Source organism: Streptomyces sp. NBC_00727, from assembly GCF_045161745.1.
In the GTDB taxonomy this organism is placed as follows: Bacteria; Actinomycetota; Actinomycetes; order Streptomycetales; family Streptomycetaceae; genus Streptomyces.
This window is the reverse complement of sequence record NZ_CP108981.1, coordinates 1-20,351: the sequence shown is the minus strand read 5'-3', so window position 1 is coordinate 20,351 and position 20,351 is coordinate 1. Positions and strand designations below refer to the sequence as shown.

General features: G+C 66.6%; 14 protein-coding genes and 3 pseudogenes. 7 read left to right on the top strand and 10 right to left on the bottom strand.

Annotated elements, in window-relative coordinates:
* The first annotated feature begins 170 nt into the window (after positions 1-170).
* From OG242_RS00085 to OG242_RS00065, 5 genes are all read left to right on the top strand, one after another.
* On the top strand, positions 171-1,484 hold the full coding sequence (locus OG242_RS00085) for an extracellular solute-binding protein (RefSeq protein ID WP_405896158.1): 1,314 nt from the start codon (positions 171-173) through the stop codon (positions 1,482-1,484).
* Positions 1,485-1,495: 11 nt separating this feature from the next.
* A complete protein-coding gene (locus OG242_RS00080) occupies positions 1,496-2,488 on the top strand; it encodes a carbohydrate ABC transporter permease (protein ID WP_405896157.1) in 993 nt (330 codons plus the stop codon).
* Positions 2,489-2,525: 37 nt separating this feature from the next.
* Entirely contained in the window at positions 2,526-3,365 is an 840-nt protein-coding gene (locus tag OG242_RS00075) for a carbohydrate ABC transporter permease (RefSeq protein ID WP_405901461.1), read from the top strand.
* Positions 3,366-3,433: 68 nt separating this feature from the next.
* Positions 3,434-4,837: a GH1 family beta-glucosidase gene (locus OG242_RS00070; RefSeq protein ID WP_405896156.1), complete on the top strand. Its 1,404-nt coding sequence runs from the start codon at positions 3,434-3,436 to the stop codon at positions 4,835-4,837.
* A 432-nt stretch (positions 4,838-5,269) separates the two neighbouring features.
* Positions 5,270-5,446 (top strand): hypothetical protein, encoded by a 177-nt coding sequence (locus tag OG242_RS00065; RefSeq protein ID WP_405896155.1) that lies wholly within the window; start codon positions 5,270-5,272, stop codon positions 5,444-5,446.
* 132 nt (positions 5,447-5,578) lie between these two features.
* Here OG242_RS00065 and OG242_RS00060 read toward each other — a convergent pair.
* Positions 5,579-6,325 (bottom strand): annotated as a pseudogene (locus OG242_RS00060) (IS256 family transposase); the annotation flags it as partial.
* A gap of 176 nt (positions 6,326-6,501) precedes the next feature.
* Here OG242_RS00060 and OG242_RS00055 point away from each other — a divergent pair.
* On the top strand, positions 6,502-7,536 hold the full coding sequence (locus OG242_RS00055; protein WP_405901460.1) for an IS30 family transposase: 1,035 nt from the start codon (positions 6,502-6,504) through the stop codon (positions 7,534-7,536).
* 29 nt (positions 7,537-7,565) lie between these two features.
* Here the strand turns inward: OG242_RS00055 and OG242_RS00050 are convergent.
* A pseudogene (locus OG242_RS00050) lies at positions 7,566-8,021 on the bottom strand (transposase); the annotation flags it as partial.
* Positions 8,022-8,145: 124 nt separating this feature from the next.
* Here OG242_RS00050 and OG242_RS00045 point away from each other — a divergent pair.
* A pseudogene (locus OG242_RS00045) lies at positions 8,146-8,370 on the top strand (alpha/beta hydrolase fold domain-containing protein); the annotation flags it as partial.
* A 617-nt stretch (positions 8,371-8,987) separates the two neighbouring features.
* Here OG242_RS00045 and OG242_RS00040 read toward each other — a convergent pair.
* From OG242_RS00040 to OG242_RS00005, 8 genes are all read right to left on the bottom strand, one after another.
* Positions 8,988-9,164, bottom strand: a complete 177-nt coding sequence (locus tag OG242_RS00040; RefSeq protein ID WP_405896154.1) for a hypothetical protein — start codon at positions 9,162-9,164, stop codon at positions 8,988-8,990.
* Between the two features lie 526 nt (positions 9,165-9,690).
* Positions 9,691-10,707: a hypothetical protein gene (locus OG242_RS00035; protein ID WP_405896153.1), complete on the bottom strand. Its 1,017-nt coding sequence runs from the start codon at positions 10,705-10,707 to the stop codon at positions 9,691-9,693.
* Positions 10,708-10,973: 266 nt separating this feature from the next.
* On the bottom strand, positions 10,974-12,005 hold the full coding sequence (locus OG242_RS00030) for a hypothetical protein (protein WP_331738754.1): 1,032 nt from the start codon (positions 12,003-12,005) through the stop codon (positions 10,974-10,976).
* Complete coding sequence (locus OG242_RS00025) at positions 12,005-12,781, bottom strand: AAA family ATPase (RefSeq protein ID WP_136207106.1); 777 nt, start codon at positions 12,779-12,781, stop codon at positions 12,005-12,007. Before OG242_RS00025 ends, OG242_RS00030 begins: the two co-directional genes overlap by 1 nt.
* Positions 12,771-14,294, bottom strand: coding sequence for a Mu transposase C-terminal domain-containing protein (locus OG242_RS00020; RefSeq protein WP_405901459.1), 1,524 nt, complete (start codon positions 14,292-14,294; stop codon positions 12,771-12,773). The genes OG242_RS00025 and OG242_RS00020 overlap by 11 nt, the downstream gene beginning before the upstream one ends.
* Positions 14,295-15,086: 792 nt before the next feature.
* Positions 15,087-16,943 (bottom strand): AAA family ATPase, encoded by a 1,857-nt coding sequence (locus OG242_RS00015; RefSeq protein WP_331738744.1) that lies wholly within the window; start codon positions 16,941-16,943, stop codon positions 15,087-15,089.
* Positions 16,944-16,995: 52 nt separating this feature from the next.
* Complete coding sequence (locus OG242_RS00010) at positions 16,996-17,340, bottom strand: KTSC domain-containing protein (RefSeq protein ID WP_331738740.1); 345 nt, start codon at positions 17,338-17,340, stop codon at positions 16,996-16,998.
* Between the two features lie 40 nt (positions 17,341-17,380).
* A complete protein-coding gene (locus OG242_RS00005) occupies positions 17,381-19,837 on the bottom strand; it encodes a Helicase associated domain protein (protein WP_331738736.1) in 2,457 nt (818 codons plus the stop codon).
* Positions 19,838-20,351 lie beyond the last annotated feature (514 nt).

The window sequence follows — 20,351 nt, the reverse complement described above, 5'->3', positions numbered from 1 at the left end:
CTTCCGTAGGCCTTGTGTGCAACATACCGCCGCGACGCCTCTTGACGCGACCTTCTCCCGAGGTTTAACTCACATCATAAATTAAGTCGAGATGCCAGGTCGGGCACCGACCGCAGGGCATCGCGCCCACCCTCCTTGACTTCCGACTCCCTGAAAGGGACTCCAGGACCATGCGCAGAATCCGAGCCGCAGCTGTTGGCGCCGTCACCCTCTCCCTCGTCCTCACGGCGGCCGCCTGTGGTGGCTCCACAGGCGGATCCGGATCCAACGAGAACCCCAAGACGCTCACCTACTGGGCCTCCAACCAGGGCGCCAGCATCGAGGTCGACAAGAAGGTCCTGCAGCCCGAACTCGACAAGTTCGAGAAGGAAACCGGGATCAAGGTCAAGCTGGAGGTTGTGCCCTGGGCCGACCTCCTCAACCGGATCCTCACGGCCACCACCTCCGGCCAGGGCCCCGACGTCCTCAACATCGGCAACACCTGGAGCGCCTCCCTCCAGTCCAGCGGCGCCCTGCTGCCCTTCGACGCGAAGAACTTCGACTCCATCGGCGGCAAGAGCCGCTTCGTTGAGTCCGCGCTCGGTTCCACCGGCGTCCAAGGGCAGGACCCGGCCGCCGTCCCGCTGTACTCGATGGCCTACGCCCTCTACTACAACAAGAAGATGTTCCAGGACGCCGGCATAGCCAAGCCGCCGACGACCTGGGACGAGGTGGCCGCAGCCGGCAAGAAGCTGCGCAAGGACGGCAAGTGGGGCATCGGAGTCGAGGGCTCCAACCTGTCCAACAACATCCACCAGGTCTTTGTCCTCGCCAAGCAGCACGGCGCCGACTTCTTCACCTCCGACGGCAAGGCCGACTTCACCTCCGACGGTGTCGTGGCCGCCGTCAAGCAGTACGTCGACCTGATGGCCACGCAGAAGATCGTCGCCCCCGGCAACGCCGAGTATGCCCAGAACCAGTCCCTGAGCGACTTCGCCAAGGACAAGACCGGCATGGTCCTTTGGCAGACCGCCTCCGCCACGTTCAAGTCCCAGGGCATGAACGAGGACGAGTGGGGAGTGGTCCCTGCCCCCGTGCCCTCGGGCAAGCCCGGACCGGGCAAGCAGACCAATTCCATGGTCGCCGGTATCAACATGGCCGTCTTCAAGAACACCAAGAACCTCGACGGTTCCCTGAAGTTCGTGAAGTTCATGACCAGCGACAAGGAGCAGATCCTCCTGAACAAGACCTACGGATCCATCCCGTCGGTCAAGACCGCCCAGCAGGACCCCGCTTTCAACAGTTCCGCCCTGAAGGTCCTGCGCGACACTCTCGCCACCAGCGCCACCGCCCTGCCGCAGGTGCCCGAGGAGTCACAGTTCGAGACAGTTGTCGGCACCGCGGTCAAGGAACTGTTCGCCGCTGCCGCCGCCGGCAAGCCCGTCACCGCCGAGTCCGTCAAGGCCGAGCTCAACAAGGCCCAGCAGCAGATGCCGAAGAAGTAGGCACCAGCACTATGACCAATACCGTCGTCACTCCCGCGAAGGAGCCGGCGGTGCGCAAGGCCACACCCGGAGGGGCGCCCGCACCGCGCCGCTCCGGGCGTCGCCGCATCGCACTGCCCTACCTGCTCCTCCTGCCCGCCCTGCTCCTCGAACTCCTCGTCCATCTCATTCCCATGCTCATGGGCATCACCATGAGCTTCCGCGAGCTCACCCAGTTCTACATCAGCAACTGGTCCGGAGCTCCCTGGTCCGGACTCGACAACTTCTCCGTCGCGATCGACTTCGACGCCCCCGTCGGCCAGGCACTCCTGAAGTCCTTCCTGACAACGTGCGAGTTCACCGTGCTGTCCGTCGGCCTGTGCTGGCTTCTCGGCACTGCCGCCGCAGTCTTCCTCCAGGAGAACTTCCGCGGCCGGGGCATCCTGCGCACCCTCTTCCTCGTCCCTTACGCCCTGCCCGTCTACGCCGCGGTCATCACCTGGGCCTTCATGTTCCAGCGCGACAACGGCGTCATCAACCACGTCCTCCATGACCAACTCGGCATCGGCGACAGCCCCGCCTTCTGGCTCATCGGCGACAACAGCTTCTGGGCCCTACTCGTGGTCTCCGTGTGGAAGGGCTGGCCCTTCGCCTTCCTCACCGTCATGGCGGCACTGCAAAACATCCCCCAGGACATGTACGAGGCGGCCGCGCTTGACGGGGCCGGCGTGTGGAACCAGATCCGGCACATCACCCTGCCGGCGCTGCGCTCCGTCAACCAGGTCCTGGTGCTCGTCCTGTTCCTGTGGACGTTCAACGACTTCAACACGCCGTTCGTGCTCTTCGGCAAGGCTGCACCAGAGGCCGCGGACCTCATCTCGCTCCACATCTACCAGACGTCCTTCCGGACATGGAACTTCGGCACCGGCTCGGCCATGTCCGTGCTCCTGCTGCTCTTCCTCCTCGTCGTCACGGGCGCCTACCTCCTGCTCACCAGCCGCGGAAAGAAGGCCACCGATGCCTGAGGTCGCCCACGCGCGCACGACCCGGCAGCGCTCCCCGATGGCTGCGCCCCGCTCCTTCCTGTGGACCCGGCGGATCTTCCTCACCCTGCTCACCACCTTCGTGGTGCTGCCGGTGTACGTGATGGTGTCCAGCTCGTTGAAGCCGCTGGAGGACGTCTCGGGGAAGTTCGAATGGATCCCCTCCCACTTCACCCTGAGCCCCTACTCCGACATCTGGGAGACGGTCCCGCTCGCCGACTACTTCGCGAACTCGATCATCGTCGCGGGCGCCGCCACCGTTCTCTCGGTGGCCATCGCGATCCTCGCCGCGTACGCCGTAAGCCGCTACAGCTTCCGCGGCAAGCGGGCCTTCACGGTCACCGTCCTGTCAACGCAGATGTTCCCCGGCATCCTCTTCCTGCTGCCGCTCTTCATCATCTACGTCAACATCGGCAACGCCACCGGGATCGCCCTCTTCGGCTCCCGTGAGGGCCTGATCCTCACCTACCTGACCTTCTCGCTGCCCTTCGCCATCTGGATGCTCACCGGGTACTTCGACTCCATCCCGCGCGAGCTGGACGAAGCGGCGAAAGTCGACGGCTGCGGACCGGTCAGTGCGCTGTTTCGCGTCATCATTCCGGCTGCCCGGCCGGGCATCATCGCCGTCGGGATCTACGCCTTCATGACCGCCTGGGGCGAGGTTCTCTTCGCCTCGGTCATGACCAACGACGAGACCCGCACGCTCTCCGTGGGACTCCAGGGCTACGCCACCCTCAACGACGTCTACTGGAACCAGGTGATGGCCGCCTCCCTGGTGGTGAGCGTCCCCGTCGTCGTCGGGTTCCTTCTGCTCCAGCGCTACCTCGTCGCCGGCCTCACGGCGGGCGCGGTCAAGTGACACCCGGCGCGGCCGCCTAACCCCCGGCCTTGCCGATCATCTCCACACTGAACACGAAGAGGCTGCCTGTGCCCGTCCCTCCTTCCGAACCCCTCGCCTCCGCCATACTCGATCTGGCGGCCTTCCCGCCCTCCTTCGCCTGGGGCACGGCGACCGCCGCCTACCAGATCGAGGGCGCCGTGGCCGAGGACGGCCGAGCCCCGTCCATCTGGGACACCTTCTCCCACGTCCCCGGCGCTGTCGACAATGGGGACAACGGCGACACAGCCTGCGACCACTACCATCGCTGGCCCGAGGACATCTCCCTGATGAAGGAGCTCGGCACCGACGCTTACCGGATGTCGGTCGCCTGGCCCCGGATCGTCCCCGGCGGCGATGGGCCCGTCAACGCTGCCGGCCTCGACTTCTACGACCGGCTCGTCGACGGCCTTCTTGACGCCGGCATCACACCGTCCGTCACCCTCTATCACTGGGACCTGCCGCAGGCCCTCCAGGACCGGGTCCAGGACAGCCACGGCGGCTGGACCGAACGGGCCACCGCCGAACACCTCGCCGCCTACGCCTCCGTCGTCGCGGAACGCCTCGGCGACCGGGTCACCCAGTGGGCCACACTGAACGAACCGCTCTGCTCCGGCTGGATCGGCCATCTGGAAGGACGGATGGCCCCCGGCTTCACCGACCTCACCGCCGCCGTCCGCGCCTCGTATCACCTCCTGCTCGGTCACGGCCTCGCCACCCAGGCCATTCGTGCCGTTGCCCCGGGCGCGCAGGTCGGCCTGGTCACCAACCACTCCACCGTCGCAGCCGCCTCCGACCGGCCCGAGGACCTCGCTGCCGCAGTCCGTATGGACGGCCACACCAACCGCTGGTGGCTCGACCCCGTCTACGGGCGAGGCTTCCCCGCCGACATGCGCGAGCTCTACGGCGTCGAACTCCCCGAACAGCCCGGGGACCTGGACGTCATGGCCGCCCCCCTCGACTGGCACGGCCTCAACTACTACTTCCCGGTCACGGTCGCAGACGACCCCCACGGCCCCATCCCGCGCGCCCGCGAGGTCCACCTCCCCGACGTGCCCCGTACCGGCATGGACTGGCAGATCGACGCCGGGGGTCTGGAGGCCCTCCTGCTGCGCCTCACCGAGGACTACGGCGTACGGAAGCTGTACGTGACCGAGAACGGCTCCGCCTTCCCCGACGCCACCGGCCTGGACGGCTCCGTCCACGACCCCGACCGCACCCGCTACCTGGAGCAGCACCTCGCCGCCTGCACCAACGCCGTCAGAAAGGGCGTCCCGCTCGCCGGCTACTACGCATGGTCCCTTCTGGACAACTTCGAGTGGGCTTACGGTTACGACAAGCGCTTCGGCCTCGTCCACGTCGACTACACCACCCAGAAGCGGACCGTGAAGACCAGCGGCCGACGATACGCGGAGATCATCAACGCCCACCGACAGACAGTCACCGACCGATAGACCCCTGAGGGAGACCGCCTGGCTCACCGCGGCACTCTTCTGACACCTCCTCGGCCAGGCGCTGAAGCGAGGGCCCGACCGAACCGAGTCGGGCCTTCGCTATTCGGACAGCCTGGGGCACCGAGCAGGCCATGACGGCCACGGACACCTGACTCCATCGGAAGGTGACGCCGCAGGCGTGGCACTGGTTCCCCCCGCGCCAACCCGCCGGGCGCGATGCTCGCTGCCAGATCCAGCCGGCGACCATGTGGGCCGGGCCCATCCTCACCGCCTCCGGCCAGGACGAGGCACGCGCGATGAACCGGCCTCGGACCGCCACGCCGGTATGCCGCCGTCCAGCGATCCCGCCACTCCTGTCCCAGCCGGCCAAGCCGATCATGCGGGAACTGGTGAACCAGACCGGCGCTGGAACTGTCCTACGAGCGGGGCCAAATGCTTCCAATCAACGCCGGTGCGGCAGCACTCGCCCTACTCGCCGGGGTGCCGGACTGTGAACTCGACGACCTGCTCGCCAACCCCCTCGCACGGTTCACCGACGCCGACGCCGACGCCGACGCCGACGCCGACGCCGACAAGCTGGGAGAACGCCTCGACGATATTCGCCAATAAGGCTATGTGGTGAGCCGCGGTGAACTCGACCCCGATGCACTCGGTATCGCAGCTCCGGATCGCGGCGAAGACGGCCGGATCACGGCGGCCATGGGTCTGTTAAACGAGCGGTGTAACGCGGGTGGTTGAGGATTACTGGCGGGCTGCGGAGAGCCGGCCGTCGAAGGTGATGTCGAAGGCGTATAAGGCTGTCTTCCAGCGCATGGTCCAGCGGGCCTGACCCTTGCCGGTCGGGTCGAGCGACATGATCGCCATGTAGACGCACTTCAAGGCGGCCTGCTCGTTCGGGAAGTGGCCGCGGGCCTTGACCGCCCGGCGGATCCTGGCGTTGACGGACTCGATCGCGTTCGTGGTGCAGACGATGCGGCGGATCTCGGTGTCGAAGCGGAGGAACGGGGTGAACTCCTCCCACGCGTTCTCCCAGAGCCGCACGATCGCCGGGTACTTCTTGCCCCAGGCGTCGGCGAACTCCGCGAACCGCTCGAGTGCGGCCTCCTCGGTCGCCGCGATGTAGACGGGCTTGAGCACCTTGGCGATCTTGTCCCAGTCCTGGCGGGCTGCATATCGGAAGGAGTTCCGCAGCAGGTGGACCACGCAGGTCTGCACGATGGTGCGGGGCCAGACGGCCTCGACCGCGTCGGGCAGCCCCTTCAGCCCGTCGCAGACCAGCATGAGGACGTCGTTCACGCCTCGGTTCTTGATCTCGGTGAGGATGTGCATCCAGTGCTTGGCACCCTCGCCGCCATCACCGGCCCACAACCCCAGGATGTCCCGCCGGCCCTCGACCGTGACCGCCAGAGCCACATAGATGGGGCGGCTGGCAACCGCACCGTCGCGGATCTTCACGTGGATCGCGTCGATGAACACCACCGGATAGACGGCTTGAGTTCTATCGGTGGTTGCGAACGTTCCCGAAGGAGCGTTCGGATGCCGAAGTACGCCCCCAACAAGATGTCGACGGCGGTGAAGAAGTGGTACTTCGAGCTGCTGCGCGAGGGCTACAAGGGTGCCGCTGCCGCCCGGGTGCTCGGGGTCTCCACCAGCTGCGGTTCGCTGTGGTTCATCGATGCTGGCAGCATGATCGTTCCCGACCCCGGCCCGATATCGCCGCGCGCTTCCTCACCCAGGACGACCGGATCGCCATCGCTGACGGCCTCCAGGCCAAGCAGTCCGCCAAGGCGATCGCCGCCTCGATCGGCAAGAGCTTCCAGACTGTCTACCGGGAGATCCAGCGCAACAGCAAGCCCGACGGCCGCTATCACCCCTGGTGGGCCCACAATCAGGCGCTCCTGCGCAGGCAGCGCCCCAAGCCGGAGAAGATCAGGGCGAGTAAGCCCTTGCGCACAACCGTGCGCGAGAAGCTGGCCGACAAGTGGTCGCCCCAGCAGATCTCTCGCTTCCTTGCCCGCACGCACTCAGATGAGCCCGCGATGCGGGCCTGTCCAGAGACGATCTACCGGGCCCTGTTCGCCGGCCAGCTCGGACGCAAGCCCGGCAAGCTCCGCACCGGCCGCATCCGCCGCAAGAAGCAGCGACGAGGAGTCCCGTCGCCGAACAAGATCAAGAGTATGACGCTGATCCACCAGCGCCCTGACGAGGTCAACGACCGTAAAATTCCCGGGCATTGGGAGGGAGATCTCATCATCGGGCGCGGTCAGGGGGTCGGCCATCGGCACCCTTGCCAGCGCACCACCCGCTACGTCCGGCTCATCCACCTGCCCGACGGCTGGAAGGCCCCGCAGGTCCGCAACGCCATCGTCACGCAAACCGCTGACGTCCCTCTCCAGCTACGGCAGACCCTCACCTGGGACCAGGGCCGCGAGCTGACACTGCACCAGGACATCGAGGCCCTCACCGGATTCCGGATCTACTTCTGTGATCCCCACTCACCCTGGCAGCGGGGGACGAACGAAAGCACCAACGGCCTGCTGCGGCAGTACTTTCCCAAGGGCACCGATCTATCGGTCCACACTGCCCGCGATCTGCGAGAAGTCGCCCGCCAGCTCAACCGCCGCCCCCGACTTGTACTCGGCGACAAGACGCCCGCCGAAGCCATGAAAGAATGGCTCACAGGTCCATTGACCAGATGATTCGCAACCACTGATGGAAACCGCCCGGAGTCCAGCGGTCGGTTGGACCATTCCGCCATCCCGTCCATCACCTTGTCCGTGATCGTGGTGATGGTGGCCTTGGACACGCTCGCGCCGTAGACCTCGGCCAGGTGGGCGGAGATCTCGCCGTGCGTCAGGCCCTTCGCGGACAGCGACAGCACCATCTCGTCCACCCCGGACAGGCGCCGCTGCCGCTTCTTGACGATCTGCGGCTCGAACGAACCGGCCACGTCCCGGGGGACCTAGACCTCGACCGGGCCGACATCGGTCAGCACCGTCTTCGCCCGGGTCCCGTTGCGGCTGTTGCCGCTGCCCCGGCCCTCGGCATCGTGCTTCTCGTATCCGAGGTGATCGGTGATCTCGCCCTCCAGAGCGGACTCCAGCACCCGCTTCGTCAGCTGCTGGAGCAGCCCGCCCTCCCCGGTCAGCTGCAGGCCCTCGCTGCGGGCCCGGTCCACGAGCATCGCGACCAACTGCTCGTCACTCGCCGGCACGGCCTCCGCCGCCTCACTGCCCGGGATCTGCTCGATAGTGGTGTCGCTCATCTGGCGTCTCCTTGATCATCAGATCCGCCGATCATTGAACACCCCCCCGGCCCTGGTCATCACCGACGAGGCCGACGTCCTGCGCGACGAGGGCGAGGCCTACGCCGCCAAGCTGCGCGCGGCCGGCAACGATGTTACCGCCGTCCGTTACTCGGGCACCATCCACGACTTCGCCCTGCTCGACGCCCTCAGCGAGACCAACGCCGCCAAGGCGGCCGTCGACCAGGCCGGCGCCTACCTCTACACCGGCCTCCGCGAGGACTCCTGACCCCTGCCGTGCCCGGGGCCTCCGGCCGCCCCGGGCACTTGGCATGCCCCGTCACGTAATTCCCGAAGGTCCAATGCCGAGCCACGGCCGGGCCCTTCAGCCCACTGGCCCGTCCCGGCCGCCTTCCGATCCCGCCCCAGGGCGCACGCCCCGCCCCCGCGACACCACTGCCCTGCGCCGGCGCCTGCTGCCCTGCCCGTACGGCTGTGGTGGCACCCCTACTGGGAGACCGTCCCCTCGGTGTCGGCGGCACGCTCCGAGCTGCGCCACCTCGCCCGCGTCTACGGAGCTGTCCGCGCCGCGTGACCGGTCGGCCCGGTCGACCAGAGGCACGAGGGTGCGCTGAGGGCTGCGCCTATCTGTTGCGCTGGAGGTTGCGGTAGGTGTTGCGCGGCCCGCAGGACCGCCCCCGCGTCCGCGCAGGTCACTGCCCGGGTTTGCCGGGGCCGGCCCGCTGACATCCCCGTTGCGGCTGCTCTGCCCATGTCCCTTGGCTGGAGTGAAGGAGGAAGGGACGGGCGGGATAGGCGGCGCGGCCACGGCCGGGGATCGGGGCGCGCTCAGCCGGTTGCGCGTCGCCCGGACCGCCGCGCCGCGCCGCCGTCAGCGCGGCGGCGTCAGGCGAACATCGGCGGCCATAGTGTCCCCTCGACATGGTCCTGGCCCGGGGCGGCGGCGATGGGCTGGTACACCGCACCGGCTGCTTCGGCGCAGGCTCCGATCAGCGTGGTCAGGGCGGCGATCAGCCGCGCGTGGCGGCGACGGCGAGCAGGCAGGTCCGATGCAGTGGTCACCTCTGCAGCATGACGTGCCGCGAGACCCGGTGCTGTCGCTCTCGTGAACAGGCCAGCCGTCGATGAAGGAATCGTCCTCGGCAGTCCCGCAGCCCAGGGCCGGGGTTCGAGCGTGATGAGATTCCGGTCCAATTCCGGAGAGGTTGACCTGGTTGTAGGTATGAGAAGAGCGTCGCAAGTTGAAAGAAGAGAGCTGTTCTCAACGGCCTCAATGGCCTGTCCATAGCGGGTGTTTGAAGCGCTGGTAGCGCGGTGACTGGAGCGTGAGTTACTGCTACGGTGGAAGCTCTGTAGGCTCCTCCTGGGGGTGAACCGTGGCAAGTGGAAAAATGACTGCAGGCAGATGGGTTGTCACCGGAGTGATCGTCTTCGTCGTGCTCGTTTTGATGATCTATATCCTCTCGGCTCTCTTCTACTCGAGCAACAGTTCGTCGGGTATTACAAGGAAGCCGGCGAGTACTCCGGAGCAGTCCTCTCGAACTGCTCCGGAGCCATCTCTGAGTAACTACTAAACCCTGCGCAGGGTTTAGTAGTTACTCGAAAGGAGCCATATTTCTCCAGCTGCACCGAACCTGTATTTCGCCTGTGGGCGGTCGACGTAGAAGCAGCCGCCTGCCTTCGTTAGATATATCGGGCAGAGATCGTACTGGCTCCACACGTCGTAGACAGTCCAGTACTCGTCGGGTTTTGGGTGCCCGTAATCCTCGATCGTTCGGCAGCCTTCGTACCGATAGGTCGGCCATTTTTCGTCGCCCCAGCAGCCGTTCGCGGAGTAGTTGACATACTTCTTCCCGCCGTCACCGCACCAGGTGATGTCCGTCTGGCCGTACAGCGTCATGACTCCCTCGCGGACTCCTGCCCAGGCAGATGCCTCCCAGCAGGTCGTAGCAAGAGGAAGAGCTGTACCTGCAGGGGCCATACTCGGTTCAGGGGCCGCCGCACGCGTGGTGACCGTGTCCACGACCTGAGGGGCTGTGGCCTCGTACCGATCGGTGTCGACGTACTGTCCGAGCCCTCTCGCTTCTACTTCCTCAAGAGAGAGCGCGTGAGTGTTCCTGCGTAGCTCCTCGACGATGGCTTCCGGACCCCGTTGGGCATCTTCGGCCGCGGAACCGCCCGTGGCGACCTCGCCCGGGTCGACCGGGACGGGAGAACCTGGTTCGGTCGGCGTCTCTCCCTCTTCAGCCGTCGCCTCGTTGAAGCCCTTCAGGTCCGGACTCTGCGCCAGGGCTGCGCCGGCATAGCCTGACTTGACCCTGCTGTAGTCCTCGAGTGTCTGGTTATCGACCCGCGCAGCGACGAAGTGGACGGTGGAGCTTTCGGGGAAGTCGAAATGGCGGTCAGCAACGGTATTGTTGCCGCCAGTCTGTCGGCACCACCCAAAGGCAACTGCGTACCCGGCGTTCTCGAGGACGAAATACACCTCGGGATGGGCGCCGTCGGAGGCTGTGTCGTAGAGGTAGATGTGATCACCGTACGACTCGAAGCAAGCCTTTGCCCCGGAAACTGAAGCGCACGTTGTAGCGGCAGAGGCCGTAGGCACTTGCAGGAATACTGATGATCTGCGAGTTTTTGTCGGTGGTGGTTCGGCGTTTTGATGTCAGTGGGTGAGTAGCGGGCTCTCTGCTGCTCTGTGGGTTGTTGTGGGTGGCTCGGTTGTTGTCAGGAATGCCGATCCGGTGCTGACGTTTTTGGTGATGGTGCGGGTCAGTTTGTTGCCGGTTGGTACAGATGGGTGGGTGTTGTTGCTGGTCACGGCCGTGCGGCGGTGCCGGGGCGTTGCTGGCCGAAGGTGGTAGGCATGGCCTTTTACGGCATGGGTTTCAGGTGGTAGCGGATCCCTGTTGCGGCGCGGGTGAGTTGTTCGCCGTTCTGGACTGTGATGAGTGGGAAGAGCGGACTGTCGGCGGTACGGCCCTTGAGGTGTCCGTGAATGCCGGCGGCGCGTATGAGCTGGTGTGTCCAGGTGGGGAGTGGGTGGACCTGGCATCTGCGGTGGGCGGTGCTGTCGTGGACTTTGACAGCGGTTGCTGCTTCGTTGATGTCGATGCCGCGGATGAGAGCGAGCCGGGTGAGGTCTGCTCCGGTGACCGCGTGGATGGTCAGCGCTGTTGCGTGCAGGGGGTGTGCCACCGTGGCCAGCCGTGCGACGAGGGCGTCCGTTGGTAGGTGGTGACGCTCTCGCGCGGGTGGTGCGTTGTTCGTTGTCGGGGCGAGTACGGGGGCGCCCTGGCACTGCGCCCGTTTCGGACGGCCTGTCACCGTGCCGTTGGACGGTGCGGGTGGGGTGATCCACTGTCCGTCGTCCTTGATGTGCCGGTGGTGCCAGTGTCCCGTGTTTCTGGTGCTGGACGCTGAATGCCCGGTCTGGGTCAGCGCGTTCCGGGCTCGGGGGAGGGCGTCGATGAGTCGGTATGGGGTGGCTTCGAGGAGTGTTGTCAGGGCGGGGGTGACGGGGCGGTGCCACAGGAGGGTGAGGCGGATGCCGCATTGTTCCCGCAGGGCGAGGAGTTGTTGCCGGCGGGCGTGTGTGAGGCGGTCGGTGCGGCAGACGATGAGGTGTCCGATGTGGTGGGTGAGGATCCAGGTGGCGACGGCGTCCCAGGCGGGGCGCTGGGAGTCGGCCCACGTCCCGTACGTTTCTCCGCCTGGGGGGAGTCGTTTGCCCAGGGCATAGAGAAGGTCGTGGGCGAGGGCGGCGGGTGCTCCGTTGGCGGGGCTGGGGTCGATGGTCAGGCGTCCGAGGCCCGGGTGATGCGCGTGGTGAGCGGCGGTCGTCCAGTCGGGGTGGTCGTGCTTGTCGATGACGACGGTGACGGCTGGGAGACTGCCGGCTGTCATTACATGCCGCCGATTTTGCTGTAGACCCAGCGCACGAGGTCTTCGTCGACCTTATTGAGGTGCAGTTTCTTCATGCCGGCCAGGATGTGGGTGGTGATGTTGGCCCAGTTGCGGAAGCTGCCATGGGCGGCCTGCTTGTCGATCGCGTCGATCAGCGCGGTGTCCACATCGGCCCAGACAGGATGGAAGGCGGGAATCGTCTCCCTCACTTCGTCCTTGGACATGCGGGTGAACTCCTGCCAGATGAAGATCCGGGAGGCCAGCATCGGCTCGCGGCGCAGAACCTTGTAGCAGCCGTCGCCCCCGGCGAAGATCACCGCGATGTTGGTGCGCTTGTCGTCCCACAGGTGGCGCCAGAACTCGAACCCGGTCTTCTTCATCCACTGCGCCTCGTCACAGACCAGGACCCTGAATTCCTCGGCGAGTGCCTCTTTGAGGAGGGTGTCGAACTCGATCGGGCGGGCCGGCGGCTCACCGGGCAGTCCCAGTGCCTGGAAGAGACCGTGCCGAATGTCTCGCGGGGTCGGTCCGGCCCGCAGTTCCAGGCGGTGGGTGATGTCCGGTGCGAGGTGGCGCAGCGCGGAGTTCACCGACATCGTCTTGCCGGATCCGGCCGGCCCGTAGACGCACATCATGGCCTTGGCCTCGATGACGGCTTCGATGTTGTCCCGGGTGGTCAGGAGCGTATCGGTGCCCACCAGTTGCGCCTGCTCCAGGCCCAGGAAGTGGTCTTCGCTCTCGTCGGGCAGCAGCCCGTAGTCCAGCTCAGTGATCATCGGCTCGGTCCTTGTCAGGAGTGGGTGTGCGTGGCGGCCTGGGACGGGCCCAGGTGTCGGGCGCTGGGCCGTGCGGTACGAGATCGGGACGAGCCAGCGCACGGCGGTCCGTCTGAGCCGCCGCACCGAGCTCCTCTTCGGCCTGCGCAGCGGTCGAAGAGGTGAGCGCCCTGGGTGGGGCTGCGGTGGTGGAGGCTTCGAAGCGCCGGCGGCGCAGCTTTTCCGCGGCTTTCAGATCAGCCTTGAGCCGCCGGGCTGCTGCGGTACGTGCGGCTTGGACGGAGCGGATCTGCTCACGGCTCGCCGCGGCGGCCAGGAACGCCGAACCGAGATGGCGGCCGGTATCGGCGTCGAAGACTTCGATGGTGTCGTCGTGATGGGGCAGGTGCCGTACCGAGACTCTGGTGCCTGTGCGGCCGTTCATCCACGGGGCGAGGTAGTCGCGCCGGCGCCACCGCACCCCGGACGTGCTGATCGTGTACGTGCGCCCGTTGTCCTCCAGCACGAACGTCGCCAGCTGCCCCGCGGACACATCCGTGAGCGGAGTCGCGTCGGCCTGCCACGCCTGGAGGGGGGTCTGCCCGTGCAGCGCGGACGGCTGGTGGCGGGTGTTCCACCAGGTCACCCAGTCCAGCAGCAGTCCCACGAACGCCTCGTACGTCAGGGGCGGGGCTTCGGGGTCGGCGGTCCGGCCGCCGGTGAGTTTCTGCCGGCCGGTGTAGCGGGGGAGCGAGACGAGGAACATCTCCTCCACCGCGTCGTTCAGCGCCTCGATCGTCCCTTTCAGGTGTGGGGTGTAGGCGGGGAGGTCGGTGACGGGGACGGCGAGCGCGCCCATCGCCGCGGTGACCGCCCGGCACAGGAACTCCTTGCCGCGGTCGACCCGGATCTGTCCCGGCAGTCCGCCGAGGGGGCCGAACGGTGCGCTGCGGGTGATTGCGATGCGCAGGGAGGCCAGCACCGCGTCCCGGCTCGGAGGGTGGGCGGTGACGGCCACCCCGGTGATGGCCCTGGTGGCGCAGTCGATGAACCAGGTCACCCACGGAGTGGCCAGCTCACCCTCGACGTCCACCTCGACGGGTACGTGCTTGTGGTCGCCCTCCCATACCGCGTTGCGGTGTGTGGCCGGCCGCTGTCCGAACACGTCATGCGCGCGCCGGGCGGATTCCCCGCTCCTGAGTCCGGCCCGCTCCCCGCGGGTCAGGTCCCGCCGGATCGCCCGGTGCAACGTGGACAGCGACGGGACTGGGGGCGCGTCCGGATCCTCGGCTGCCCGCTGTGCCAGCTCGGCATGGACCCGGGAGGCGTTCCCGCCCCACAGCGCCAGCAGCCGCCGGACCTCCGTGGTGACCGTGAAACGGGACGACTCCACCCGAGCGAGACGGTGATCCTTCCGGGCAGCGGCCAGCCACCGCCATACCGTCCGCTCCGACTTCCCCAACGCCTGCGCCACCAGGCGCACATGCGCGGCCGTCAGCTCTCCACGCCCGTCGAGGTCCAGCAGCCGGGGCATGGCCGCAGCACGCCCCGACGCGGGCGGGAACACGGCCATCGAGGCGTCCGCGGGAATCTCACCACGGCTTCCCCGCATGTACGGCCCCTCTCTGCCGAGTCCGAGACGGCACCCCGCCGTCCTGGACCCAGGTATCCCAGCTCCTCGGTACCGGGCTGACCGGAATCGGCATACGGCTGACAGCGACCGTTGCCATCCGTTACGGCCGCGCCGTTGCGAAGCCGCGTCCGACCGCTGGAGCCGTCTGGCAGATCGCTCCGCATTCGACAGACCGACCGAGGCACTGGAATGCCACGGCATCATGGCTCGGCACGCCGTTGCTGCTCAGGTTCGCATCTCCGCTGGTCAGAGCAGGATGAAGGCCCTAGTGGGAGCGCGTGGAGAACGAGTTCGTCTGCAGCATCGTGTCCGGCGAGCAGCAGGGTGCTTGCGGTAATTACCAGTACCTTGGCCCGCCAGCGGCACAGTGCTTGTGGCAGCCCGGATTGGGCCGTAGGACTGTCAGTGGCATGTGGGAATCTTTGAGCATGACCTTCCGGGGGAAGTATTCATATCGAAGGCATTCCGACGCATATGGGCGGTGTTCCATGGGTGATGGGCGGACGATACGCGTACATCGCAAGGACCTGCCTTCCCCTGACGGATGCCGCTGGTGTGGCGATGACCAGGGCCATCACGGCTCACAGTGGGTAGCTTCGGTCGGCCTGCACACGTGGGAGGCGCCGACGCGTGAACAACGACTCAAGCGTATGAAGGTACGGCGCGCGGCACGTCAGGCTGGCAGCGCGACGTCTACCACAGATGCGGCCCCGCGTTCTGCGCGCGATCGATCAGGGAGTTGAAGATTGCTGAGAGCGCAGCAGGGATGCGGTCCTTACCAAGGTGCGCGGCGATGCCTACCATGAGGTCTTCCTTGTTCTGAGGTCCATCGTCCGAGCCGGCCTTGAACAAGCCCAGCAGCTGAGAGCTGAACTTTCCGGACCGCAGTGCCTCGATTTCCGCAGGCTGCCAAGCCTCGCGCTCGGTGTTCGGCTTCCACAGCGCGTTGGCCGTATCGGCCCAGTCGCCGTCGGTGAACAGGTCTTCGAGCTCGTTGGGGGAACCGAGGTAGAAGCACTCCTCGGTGGGGTCGAAGCCATGCTCTTTGAGCTTGGCGTCCCGGAAGACGTGCTTCTGGTTCGCACGGCTGTCCTTGTCGACGACGAACGCAACGTCGCGGCCGTGTTCCTTGAGGAACTTGGCAAATCGCAAGGCACCCTCATTGCTTCCCCCAGCCCACAGGCAGATACCAGCGGACTGAATGGGGTACCCGGCGTGCTTGCGGAACAAGATCGGGAACGCGGATGTTTCGGACACCCCCTCCACCGCGACGAAGAACCGCTCGTGTAGCAGAACACTGTTGCGGAACCCCAGCGTGGTCGCGATTGTCGACAGGTGGCGGCGCACATCAATGTCTGCGCTGTCCTCGCTCAGGACTTCCGCCCGAACCTGCCCCTCGTGGGTGCGTAGGTGCACCACGGACGAGATGTCGACTCCGTCGATCAGGTTGAGTGAGTGCGTCGCCACAATGACGCGCGCGTTCGGCCGTGACGACTGCAACTGGATCAATGCCATGATCCGCCGCTGGTGGGAGTAGTCCAGGTGGGTGTCAGGCTCGTCGTAAACGAACACGACATCCGAGGCAGGTCCTTCCTGCGCCTGGTCCTGTCCCAGGTCGTTGCTGCTTTCCCACAAGGCCAGCGAGATACGGCGCGAGCGACCAGTCCCGGCCGACGAGAGCGGAAACCGCCTCCCCTGCGAGTCCACAATGTTCAGTTCCACCCCGACTAGCGCAGGACGCACCTGCACCTGAGGGTCCAGTTCCACCGAAGGCAGGGCACACCGCTGCGCGATGTGCCCGCGGATGCTGTCGATGTCGGGTGTCAGCGACTCGGCAAGATAGCCCTCAAGATCCGCCACTCGCTTAGCCACCTCATCGGCGCGCGTGTACTCGCGCAGCCGGGAGTTGAGCAGACTCTGGACCACAGCCTCAGGCGCCTGGACCGAGTCGCCCTTGAAATACACCATGGACGGCATCGCAGCAGCTACCTCGGAGTCCGCCGCCACCCACGCATCGACCTGCTCCATCCGCTGGGCCAACTCCCGGAGGGGCTGCTCCCAACTGTTCCGCGCATTCAACTGCCCGACGGGCTCGACCCCGTGGGTAGCTGCGAGTTCCCTAAGGCCCGCCAGCTTCACCGCTTCCAAGTCGCGTAGCTCAGGGATCCGGCAGACGCGGCGGCGGATCTCCAGGAACGCACCCGCTTCCGGGCGGAAGCGACGGCGAATCTGTACCCGCTCAGGCAGGGCGAAATGCTGCTGCTCGTTGGCGCTGAGGGTGAAATCGCCCATCACGGTGGTCTGAGGCACCCGCGCGTGCGGCGCGACCGCGTCCTCGCTGTGCACCGGTTCTTGCACGACCCCATCGCTGACATAGGTGAGATCGCGCTCGCTCAGCGCAGTCCCATGAAGCAGGAAGTCCAGCGCGTCCAGCAGAGCACTCTTCCCACCCTCGTTCTGACCAGTCAGAACCGTCTGCGGCAGGACAGGAACATTGTTGATGTTCGCCAGGCAGCGGAAGCCCTCAACAGAAACGGAGCAGATCTGCACGCATGCCTCGACTCGACAACGATGGAGCGGTTTTGGAACAACTACCGGGCTGTCAGCCCGAAATCAAACGGTACCGATATCGGCCCTTCACGAACTGGGCTAGGTAACCGCCCTTACCGGAGGACATCATCAACGCCACGTGCACCTCTGCGGGCACGTTCTCGTAGCGATACAACCCTCCACCGTGAAAGGCGACCTCAAGCACACGCTCCGCCTGGTCGTAGCCCACCGATCGGAGGTTGGAGGAGCGGACCGGCTCATGCAACAAGGCGCCTCCTACAGCTAACGTGCCAAGCGTTGCACGATTGACCGAAATGATAGCGCGGTACTCGGCTGTGCCAGCGAGGTTCCGAAGCCTCTCGTTCTCGTAGAACAGCAGGGCTGCCCAGACCTGCACCTCACCGCTTGAGAACCAGCAGTACAGTCCGTCTCCACCCCTACGCCGCCCACTCCAGCCCCAAGCCGGCGAGGGTGGTGAGTTGGTCGTCGCTCAGTCGGTCCCGCCGGCTCTTGTGGTTGCTGAGAAATACGCCCAGGCGCACCGACGTCCCGTCCGGCAGCTCTTCGACATGCTGCCTTCCGACGGTGGTCTTTCCTTCCCGTGCGATGTATTGCTGCAGGGCTTGTACGCCCCGTTGGAAGGCTTCGGAGCCCTTCCCAGCCCCAGCCTTCGCCGCACCCCGCGCGGGGGCCTTCTGCGCTCGTACAACCGCCCGTGGCCTTACACCCAGCTCCTCCAGTCGCCGCCGCTGCTCCGCGTTCAGCTGCGCCCAGTCCCGTGTCTGTCGGGTGGCCCAGCGGCCGATGTCGTCGCCCCGGTAGGTCACGCCGGGCTGGACGTTCTCCAGCGTGTTCCCGGCGTCCAGGAGGGCGGCCAGGCCGACGTAGCAGCGTTGCCAGTCCACAGTCCATCCGAGGAGCCGCGGGTTCCAGTCCGGATCGATCGCGGCGAGCTGCTCCGCCCGCCGCTGCGCCCGACCGGTGTCCTTCCCGAGTCCGCCTGGCCGGCGGAGGTTGGTGAGCCATTGCCCGACATGCCGGTCGAGGGCGGTGGCGTGCCGGGGCGCGGCCAAGGTGCCGGCCTCCTTGAAGTAGGCGCGGGCGGCGGCGAGATTCTCTTCGAAGGCGGCGTCGGCGGTGTCCCACACCATGCCGAGCTCCTCCAGCTCGTCGGCGCGCTCGCCGTTCATGGTCCCGGCGCGGTAGGCACGCCGCTGGTCGGACAGCCACCTCCCGAGCGGGTAGGCGCCCTCGGTGTGCTCGTAGGGCACGTCCAGGTCGCCTTCGCGCTCGTAGTAGCGGCGGGCGGCGTCGTAGCCGCGCTGCCAGTCCTGGCGTTCGGTGCTGATGACGTTGAACCGTACCCACTTCGCGATCACCACCGGATCCCTGGGGGCGGCGAACCGCAGCAGCGGCCGCGTGTCCTCCTGACCCTCCTCCGGCGGGGGACCGATCGGAGGCGACGGATCAACGACCGCCTTCCGCTGTTCCTGAGGAATGGCCAGCAGCTCGATAGCACGCTCGTCGTGTGCCCGAAGCCCCTCCAGAACCTTCACCAAGGGCCGATACGAGTTGGAGGTGAGCATGTCTTCGGGCTTTTCATCCGGTGCGAGGAAGACGGGCACGATCAGGGTCGCCATTTTCCCCTGTCCGGGTTTTTGCCGCAGTGCCCGGCCGATGGCCTGGACGATGTCGACGGCTGATCCCTTGGGGTCGAGGAGGGCGACGGAGTCGACGGCTCGGATGTCGAGGCCTTCGCCCAGGACGCGGCAGTTGGAGAGCACGGCGCGTCCGGCGCGGCGGCCGAAGTCGGCGAGGACCTGGCGGCGGTGGTCGGGCTCGTGGTCCCCGCACAGCCAGTTCGCCCACACCCGTTTTGGATACCGCTCGGAGTCTGCGGCGTGGAGCCGCTTCGCGACCCGGCCCAGCCCTCCGGCGAAGGCGGCTGCTTCGATGGTGCGGTGGTGGAAGGTGATGGTGGTCTGCAGCCCGTGTTCGGCCATGGTCTCCAGCAGTGCGGCCTGGAGCGCGCCCATGCGTTCGCCGCGGACGTCCTCGTCCCGCTTCTCCGGTCTGGCGAGCCGGGCTGGGGTGACGACCGGGTCCGTCAGTTCCACGACGACGATCTGATACCGCGCCAGCAGGCCCCGGGAGACGGCTGATGCGAGTGACAGCTCGTAGACGACGGGGCCGAAGACCTTGGGATCGTCCATGGAGCAGGCCATGTCCTGCGGCAGCGGGTCCCACAGCTGACCGGCCCCGGCCTGCCGCTGCGCCCAGGAGGGCCGGGGCGGCCGCTCCTTCCAGATGCGGGGCGTCGCGGTCATGTAGAGCCGGCGCATCGCAGGGATGATGTCCTGGTCGTGAACCGCGGCCCACGCCTTTCCTGCCGAGCCACTTGTTCTGTGGGCCTCGTCGACGACCACGAGGTCGAAGACGTCCATGGGCAGCCCGTATGCGCCCTCGTGGGCTTCCGCGAGGACGGGCAGGGAGGCGTAGGTGGCGTAGACGGTTACCGGTCCGCGTCCGTGCCACAGGGCCAGCTGCGGTGCGGACGTTGTGGAGCGGACCTTGAGGTCCCACAGGTGCGGGTCGTCCTCCAGCGAGCAGACGGCGACGGCGGGTCCGTGGTGGCCGGCGGCCCGCCATTCCCGCACGGTCTGCGTCAGCAGATCGAGAGTCGGCAGCAGGACCAGGACCCGCCCGTTACGGGCCAGACGGAGCGCGGAGTGCGCGGCGATGAACGTCTTCCCCGTGCCGCAGGCCGCCACCACGGTGGCCCTCAGACCGGCCCGTGGGATCTTCTTCCCCGGAGGGATATCAAGGCCGCGCACGACAGCGTCAACGGCCTCGATCTGGTGAGGTCGGAGCGTGAATTTCTCTGTACTCGGCATATCGGATCTCCGGAAATCCAGGAATGAACAGGTGGCCATCAGAGGAAGTGGCGATCTGTTCGGGATACTACACAGCACATCAGTGACGCACGATGCGATGCACATGCGGGTGATGCACAGGTACCATCGTAGCGGGACGATGGTACCCAGGGGGAGTTTCAGGCCACCTCGTCCCGGCGCTGGAGTCACCCCCGGAAGCGACTGATGGCCTGTCTGGTGCGGGGGAGCGAAGCGGAATCCGCACCCACGGCCCGGGGCCGGCACTCGGGCCAGGATGATGGAGTGTCACGGTTCGGGGGTGGCCGTTTTCTCGGGATACTACACAGAACAGCAATGATGCACCGTCATCGTGTAGCCAGCCGTTCCGGCGGAGCCGGAACCGGGCGGGGGAGCGAAGCGGACCCGCCCCGCAGTTCGGGCTGGAGCGGAGCGGAAGCCCGCGGATGGAGCGAAGCGGAAATCCGAAAGGCGCGAAGCGGCTTTCCAAACACTTCGTCACGAACCGCGAAGCGGT

Excerpts from the sequence above, each read along its gene's own strand:
- OG242_RS00025 (WP_136207106.1), bottom strand. The coding sequence starts at position 12,781 with ATGATCACTGAGCTGGACTACGGGCTGCTGCCCGACGAGAGCGAAGAC.
- OG242_RS00085 (WP_405896158.1), top strand. The coding sequence starts at position 171 with ATGCGCAGAATCCGAGCCGCAGCTGTTGGCGCCGTCACCCTCTCCCTC.
- OG242_RS00065 (WP_405896155.1), top strand. The coding sequence starts at position 5,270 with ATGCTTCCAATCAACGCCGGTGCGGCAGCACTCGCCCTACTCGCCGGG.
- OG242_RS00020 (WP_405901459.1), bottom strand. The coding sequence starts at position 14,294 with ATGCCCCGGCTGCTGGACCTCGACGGGCGTGGAGAGCTGACGGCCGCG.
- OG242_RS00030 (WP_331738754.1), bottom strand. The coding sequence starts at position 12,005 with ATGACAGCCGGCAGTCTCCCAGCCGTCACCGTCGTCATCGACAAGCAC.
- OG242_RS00080 (WP_405896157.1), top strand. The coding sequence starts at position 1,496 with ATGACCAATACCGTCGTCACTCCCGCGAAGGAGCCGGCGGTGCGCAAG.
- OG242_RS00005 (WP_331738736.1), bottom strand. The coding sequence starts at position 19,837 with ATGCCGAGTACAGAGAAATTCACGCTCCGACCTCACCAGATCGAGGCC.
- OG242_RS00075 (WP_405901461.1), top strand. The coding sequence starts at position 2,526 with ATGGCTGCGCCCCGCTCCTTCCTGTGGACCCGGCGGATCTTCCTCACC.